Here is a 6686-nt window from a genome sequence, read left to right on the forward strand (position 1 = left end):
CGATTCACCCGGCGGAAGCGTTGGCGCAACCATGGATTTGAATACCATCACGACAGTGGCCCGTCCGCAAACACGGGCGCAATTCCCGGCCTGGACGGCAGGGGACGCCTGGCTCGCGGGCGGCACGTGGTTGTTCTCGGAGCCACAGGTGCATCTGAAGCGACTGATCGATCTCACCGATTTGAAATGGCCGGCGCTGACGATCACCGAAAGCCATCTCAGCATCGCCGCCACCTGCACCGTGGCGCAGCTCGACGGACTTGCCTGCCCGTCCGATTGGCTCGCCGCACCTCTGATCAACCAATGCTGCCGCGCCTTCCTTGCCTCGTTCAAGATCTGGAAGACCGCGACCGTCGGCGGCAATCTCTGCATGTCGCTGCCGGCGGGGCCGATGATCTCGCTCACATCGGCACTCGACGGCGTCTGCACCATCTGGAAGGCCGGCGGCGGCGAGCAGAGGATTCCCGTCGTCGACTTCGTCACCGGCAACCAGCGCAATCGCCTGACGCCGGGCGACCTGCTTCGCCAGATCGATATTCCGATTGCCGCGCTGAAGCGCCGCACGGCATATCGCCAGATCTCGCTGGCGCCGGTCGGCCGCTCGGCGGCGCTCCTGATCGGCAGCCTCGATGCCGATGGCACGCTGACGCTGACGGTCACCGCATCGACGGCGCGGCCGATCCAGCTCTCCTTTCGCCGGGCCCCGGACGCGAGCGTGCTGCGTGACGCGATCGTCCAGCAGATTACGGACGATCTGTACCACACCGACATCCACGGCCAGCCGCTCTGGCGCAAGCACATGACATTGCGGCTTGCCGAAGAGGTTCGCCGCGAGCTGCTGGGGGCAATGCCGTCATGAGCTTCGAGATCAACGGCAAGCCATTTGCGCAGGAGCCGCGCGCCGGCCAGTGCCTGCGCACGTTCCTGCGCGAGCTCGGCCATTTCGGGGTGAAAAAGGGCTGCGATGCCGGTGACTGCGGCGCCTGCACCGTGCTGCTCGACGGCGAGCCGGTGCACAGCTGCCTGATCCCGGCGTTCCGGGCCGAGGGACGCGCCATCACCACGATCGAAGGTCTTGGCGGAGACCACGGCGCGCATCCGATGCAGCAGGCTTTCCTTGACGCGCAGGGCTTTCAATGCGGCTTCTGCACTGCCGGCATGATCCTGACCTGCGCCTCGCTGAACCAGGCGCAGCGGACCGATCTCGGCGCGGCGCTGAAGGGCAATATCTGCCGCTGCACCGGCTATCGCTCGATCGAGGATGCATTGCTCGGCAAGACCAATGTCGAGGCGAGCGTCGAGCCCGGAGCCGCGTTTGGCCGCAGCCTGCCGGCGCCCGCAGGCCCCGACATCGTGCGCGGCGAGGCGCGCTACACCTTCGACACCGCCATCGATGGCCTGCTCCACGTCAAGCTGGTGCGGTCGCCGCATGCCCACGCCAGGATCGTCGCGATCGACAAGTCGGAAGCGCTGAAGGTTCCCGGCGTGCACGCGGTGCTGACGCATGACGACGCACCTTCGATGCTGATCTCGACCGCGCGGCACGAGATGGACTGGATGGACCCCGAGGACACCCGCGTTCTCGATGACGTCGTCCGCTTCATCGGCCAGCGGGTTGCCGCCATCGTCGCCGAAAGCGAAGCCGCCGCCGAGGAGGCCTGCCGCCGGCTGAAGCTCGATTACGAGATTTTGCCTGCGCTGATCGATCCGGAGCAGGCGATGGCGCCGGGTGCGCCTATCATTCATCCCGATCGCACCATCGCGAACCGCATCGCCGACGCTCAGCGTAACCTCGCTGCGGAGACACATGGCGAGTTCGGCGACGTCGCGGCGGCGCTCGCGACATCTGCCGTCACCTACGAGGCCACCTTCCACAGCCACCGCGTCCAGCACGCGGCGCTGGAGACCCATGGCGGCCTCGCCTGGCTCGATGCTTCGGGCGTGCTCAATGTCCGCACCTCGACACAGGTCCCGTTCCTGACCCGGCGCGCGCTGTCGGATATCTTCAAGCTTCCCCCCGACAAGGTCCGCGTGTTCTGCGAACGGGTCGGCGGCGGCTTTGGCGGCAAGCAGGAGATGTTCGTCGAGGACATTCTGGCGCTCGCTGCACTCAAGACGGGACGTCCGGTGAAGCTGGAGCTCACCCGCGAGGAGCAGTTCATCGCGACCTCGACGCGGCACCCGATGCGGGTTCACATCAAGGCAGGAGCGGATGCCGACGGCAAGCTCACCGCGCTCCAGCTCGACGTGCTCTCCAACACCGGCGCTTACGGCAATCACGCCGGCCCCGTGATGTTCCATTCGCTGTCCGAGTCCATCGCAGTCTACAATTGCCCGAACAAGCGGGTCGACGGCTACGCGGTCTACACCAACACGGTGCCGGCGGGCGCGTTTCGCGGCTATGGCCTGCCGCAGACGCTGATCGCGATCGAGGCCGCGATCGACGAGCTGGGCCAGCAGCTCGGCATCGACCCCTACGAGATGCGCCGGCGCAACATCGTCAGGGACGGCGATCCCATGCTGTCGCCGCCGCCGTCCGAATTTCACGATGTGCTCTATGGCTCCTACGGGCTCGACCAGTGCCTCGACCTGGTCGAGCGCGCGATGCAGGCTGATGGTCCGCAGCCGGACCTGTCGCCGGACTGGCTGATCGGTGACGGCGTTGCGTTGACCATGATCGACACCGCGCCGCCGGCGGGCCACCTCGCTGACGCGACGATCGCACTGCGTGAGGACGGCGGTTTCGACCTCACCGTCGGCACTGCCGAATTCGGCAACGGCACCAGCACCGTGCACCGGCAGATCGCCGCGACCACGCTGGCGACCACCGTCGACAGAATCCGCTTGCGCCAGTCCGACACCGCCCATGGCGGCCACGACACCGGCGCCTATGGCAGCGCGGGCATGTTCGTCGCCGGCAAGGCGACGCATGCGGCTTCCATTCAGCTCGCGACCGAATTGAAGGCGGCCGCCGCCGGCGCGTGGCTCTGTGACGTCGGGAGCTGCGTGCTCGAGGACAACGCGGTCGTCAGCGGCGTCCGGCGCATGCCTTTTGCGGAGCTGGTGAAGCTCGCGCGCGAGCGCGGGCAGCCGTTCGCAGGCAGCGGCAATTCCGAGGGAACACCGCGTTCGGTCGGCTTCAACGTCCAGGGTTTTCGTATCGCCGTGAACAAGGCCACCGGCGAGCTCAGGATACTCCGGAGCATCCACGCCGCGGACGCTGGAGTCGTCGCCAATCCGATGCAGTGCCGCGGTCAGGTCGAAGGCGGCGTCGCGCAAGCGCTCGGCGCCGCGCTCTACGAGGAGATGGTGATCGACGCGACCGGTCGGGTCACCAACCCGAAATTCCGCGACTACCACCTGCCCTCTTTCGCCGACGTGCCGCGCACCGACGTGTTCTTCGCCGAGACGTCCGACACGATCGGACCGCTGGGGGCGAAGTCGATGAGTGAGAGTCCGTACAATCCGGTCGCCGCCGCGCTCGGCAACGCGATCGCTGACGCCACCGGTATCCGCTTCACCGCGCCACCCTTCAAGCCGGACCGGCTGTTTCCGGCGCTGCACGCGAAGTTCGGCGACTAAAGCGCGATGCGATCAGGATGAATCGTCATCGCGCTTTGGGTTGTTGTTTAAGCAGGATCTTTTCGGAAAACCGCTGCGCACTTTTCCGGATCATGCTTTAGCTGCCGCGATAGGTCGAATAGCTCCATGGCGTGACCAATAGCGGCACGTGATAGTGCCCCTCTGGCTCGCTGACGGCAAAGCGCAGCGGGATCTCGTCGAGGAACGGCGGATCCGACAGCGGCACGTTGCGCTCGGCGTAATATCTGGCAACGCTGAAGCGAAGCTCATAGCGGCCGATCGGCAGCGGGCGACCGCCGATCAACGGCTGATCGGTGCGGCCGTCCGCATTGGTGACCGCGCGCGCGATCACACGGCTCTCGCCAAGGCTTGCGAGCTCCACGAGCTCGATCGGAATCCCCAGCGCCGGCTTGCCGACGTGGTTGTCCAGCACATGGGTCGAGAGCCGGCCGTGCACCTTCAGCCTGTCGTCGGCGACGATGAGCTGATCTAACCGCAGCGCGGAGATCCGGCCGATCTCCTCGATCGCGCGCCGCGTCTCGGTCTTGGCGATATTGCGTAACCGCGTCTCGAAGTCGCGCAGCACGGAATCCCGGGTGTGGCGGCGCACGCAGACGATATAGGGGAAGCCGAACTTGTCCCGATAGGCGCTGTTGACGCGCTCGAACGCCGAGTATTCCGCATCCGACAACCTATCAAGACCGGCGCTGTTCTGCTCGTCGGTCGATTCCACTGTCAGCCCCGCCGCGCGCTGGGTCTTGCTGGCGAGATCCGGATGCGCCCGGATCAATGCCAATTGCACGTCGGGTTCGGCGCTCTGGATCGCCGCCATCAGCGCTGCGTGCAACTGGTTGATGCCGGCGAACGGCCGCTTGTCGGCAAGCTGCTCGGCGATCCACGGCGAATATTCGACGACGTTGGCGAGCGCCGCGACGAAGTCGGCCTTGCTTGCGGCATTGAGATCCACGAGTGAGATCTGCGACATCGTCCTCAACCGATCTCGAATGCGTCGGCCGCAAGTTGAGCGTGCCTGTCGTGCCAGTGCTGGGCGATCTGCAATCGCGTCGGCACCCAGACGCGCTCGTGCTTGCCGATATAATCGAGGAAGCGCATCAGGCCCGCGGCGCGGCCGGGCCGGCCGGCGAGACGGCAATGCAGGCCAACCGACATCATCTTCGGCGCCGTTTCGCCCTCTGCATAGAGCACATCGAAGGCGTCCTTCAGATAGGTGAAGAATTGCTCGCCCTCGGCAAAGCCTTGCGGGTTGATGAAGCGCATGTCGTTGGCGTCTAGCGTATAGGGAATGATGAGCTGCTTGCCGCCCGCGCCCTTGACCCAATAGGGCAGATCGTCGGCATAGGAGTCGCAGAGATAGAGGAAGCCGCCCTCCTCCATCAGCAAACGGTTGGTGTTGATCGAGGAGCGCCCGGTGTACCAGCCGAGCGGCCGCGATCCGGTGGCCTCGGTGTGGACGCGGATCGCTTCCGCGATCTCGGCGCGCTCCTGCGCCTCGGTCATGTCCTTGTGCTCGATCCATTTCAGGCTGTGGCTGGCGATGTCCCAGCCCGCCTCCTTCATGGCGGCGACGATCTCGGGGTTGCGCTTCAGCGCGGTGGCGACGCCGAACACGGTGGTCGGCCAGTTGCGTTCGCCGAACATCCGCCAGAGCCGCCAGAAGCCGGCGCGCGAGCCATATTCGAACATCGATTCGATATTGGCGTGGCGCAGGCCCGGCCAGGGCTGTGCGCCGAGCACGTCGGACAGGAACGCTTCCGAGGCGCGGTCGCCATGCAGGATGTTGTTCTCGCCGCCTTCTTCGAAATTGACGACGAACTGCACCGCGACCCGCGCATCGCCGGGCCACTCGGGGTGCGGCGGGTTGCGGCCGTAACCGCGGAGATCGCGCGGGTAGCGTGTGTCAGTCACTCAGACTTCCTCGAAGCGGATCGGCAGCGCGCCCTTCCACAGCACGCTCTTGCCCAGCGTCGCCAGATTCTCCAGGCCCGAGGTCAGCGTGATGAAGTGGTTGCCGGCGAGCTGGCCCATCTTGCTGGCGAAATGCACGCCGCCATAGGCCAGCAGGATCTCGGTCTCGCTGATGCCGCCGGGATAGAGGATGATCTGGCCCGGCGCGGGATAGCTGGTGTGGTTCTCGTAGCCGACGCCGAAATCGAGATCGCCGAGCGGCATCCACACGCCCTCGCCGCTCCAGCGCACATGGATGATGTGGCTTTCGAACGGCAGTGCCTTGCGGAAGGCGGCGACGGTCTTGGGTGCCAGTTGCTCCTCGAAACGGGCATCGAAGGTGAAATCGCCGGCACGGATAACGAGTTTGCTCATCTCATCTCTCTGGATCGGGGCCGGTGGCCCCACGGATAATTTTCAAGCAAAGAGCACTCCCGACAGTTTCGCGCAAGGGGCGCGGACGCGTCACCTGCGGTCGTAGGACCAGCCGAAAATGCCGCTCCGCCGCGTCTCCGGTTCCGGCTCGGCGGCCGGCGGAGGGGCTTCCTTCAGTTCCGCCCGCGGCGGCGGGGGCGGTGCCGGCAGGGTCTCGCATTTCATGGAGTAGACCAGCTTGCCGTCCGCGGTACGCCCGATCGGGGCACAGGGATCGGGATGTCCGGCCGCGGTCTTCGGCGCCAACTTGACTTGCGCGGCCGCCGGTGACGCCAGCAGCAGCAGGACCAGCAGATATCTCGACATCATTGTCGCCTGAAAGCTCGATTGGCCCATTGAACCGGATTGAGGCGGGCAAGTCCATCGGCGCCGGAGGGCGCGATTGCCGAATATTTAGCCGTGTCCCGGACGCGCTGCTGCGCTTCTTGCCGCTGCTGCGCAGAGCTCGGATCCAGATGGCGACACGGTACGACGCGGATGGATGGGCCCCGGCTCTGCAGCGCACCGCACCGGACGATGCTTCGCATCGCCGGGGACGCTGCGCTGTGTCCGGGGCATGAGAGCGGAGTGAGGCGCACGCTGTCTCCACACGTCATTGCGATGCTCCAGTGCAGATCCCAGCGGCGCTGCCGTAGGGTGGGCAAAGGCGCATAGCGCCGTGCCCACGATCTCCGTCCATAAGCAACAAGGCGTGGGCACGCTGC

The 6686-nt window shown here is 65.9% G+C and carries 6 protein-coding genes; 2 read left to right on the forward strand and 4 right to left on the reverse strand.

From position 1 onward, the window contains the following. Positions 1-31: 31 nt before the first annotated feature. Together RAD10_RS33880 and RAD10_RS33885 are read left to right on the forward strand one after the other, a co-directional pair. Positions 32-859 carry an FAD binding domain-containing protein gene (locus RAD10_RS33880; protein ID WP_461620822.1) on the forward strand — a complete coding sequence of 276 codons (828 nt, stop codon included), beginning with the start codon at positions 32-34 and terminating at the stop codon, positions 857-859. After that, complete coding sequence (locus RAD10_RS33885) at positions 856-3582, forward strand: molybdopterin-dependent oxidoreductase (RefSeq protein ID WP_461620823.1); 2727 nt, start codon at positions 856-858, stop codon at positions 3580-3582. Before RAD10_RS33880 ends, RAD10_RS33885 begins: the two co-directional genes overlap by 4 nt. 97 nt (positions 3583-3679) lie before the next feature. On the opposite strand, the gene uraD is transcribed toward RAD10_RS33885, so the two are convergent. The 4 genes from uraD to RAD10_RS33905 form a co-directional block, all read right to left on the reverse strand. Beyond that, positions 3680-4567, reverse strand: coding sequence for a 2-oxo-4-hydroxy-4-carboxy-5-ureidoimidazoline decarboxylase (gene uraD / locus RAD10_RS33890; protein ID WP_461620824.1), 888 nt, complete (start codon positions 4565-4567; stop codon positions 3680-3682). Positions 4568-4572: 5 nt separating this feature from the next. After that, positions 4573-5508, reverse strand: coding sequence for an allantoinase PuuE (gene puuE / locus RAD10_RS33895; protein WP_461620825.1), 936 nt, complete (start codon positions 5506-5508; stop codon positions 4573-4575). Then, positions 5509-5922 (reverse strand): DUF3830 family protein, encoded by a 414-nt coding sequence (locus RAD10_RS33900; protein ID WP_014493672.1) that lies wholly within the window; start codon positions 5920-5922, stop codon positions 5509-5511. Positions 5923-6012: 90 nt separating this feature from the next. Continuing rightward, entirely contained in the window at positions 6013-6288 is a 276-nt protein-coding gene (locus RAD10_RS33905; RefSeq protein ID WP_183257387.1) for a hypothetical protein, read from the reverse strand. Positions 6289-6686: the final 398 nt, after the last annotated feature.

It is taken from the genome of Bradyrhizobium sp. 23AC (assembly GCF_054863025.1).

Bases quoted from the DNA above. Each gene is read 5' to 3' on its own strand.
- RAD10_RS33880 (WP_461620822.1), top strand. From the start codon at position 32: ATGGATTTGAATACCATCACGACAGTGGCCCGTCCGCAAACACGGGCG.
- RAD10_RS33885 (WP_461620823.1), top strand. From the start codon at position 856: ATGAGCTTCGAGATCAACGGCAAGCCATTTGCGCAGGAGCCGCGCGCC.
- uraD (WP_461620824.1), bottom strand. From the start codon at position 4,567: ATGTCGCAGATCTCACTCGTGGATCTCAATGCCGCAAGCAAGGCCGAC.
- RAD10_RS33900 (WP_014493672.1), bottom strand. From the start codon at position 5,922: ATGAGCAAACTCGTTATCCGTGCCGGCGATTTCACCTTCGATGCCCGT.
- RAD10_RS33905 (WP_183257387.1), bottom strand. From the start codon at position 6,288: ATGTCGAGATATCTGCTGGTCCTGCTGCTGCTGGCGTCACCGGCGGCC.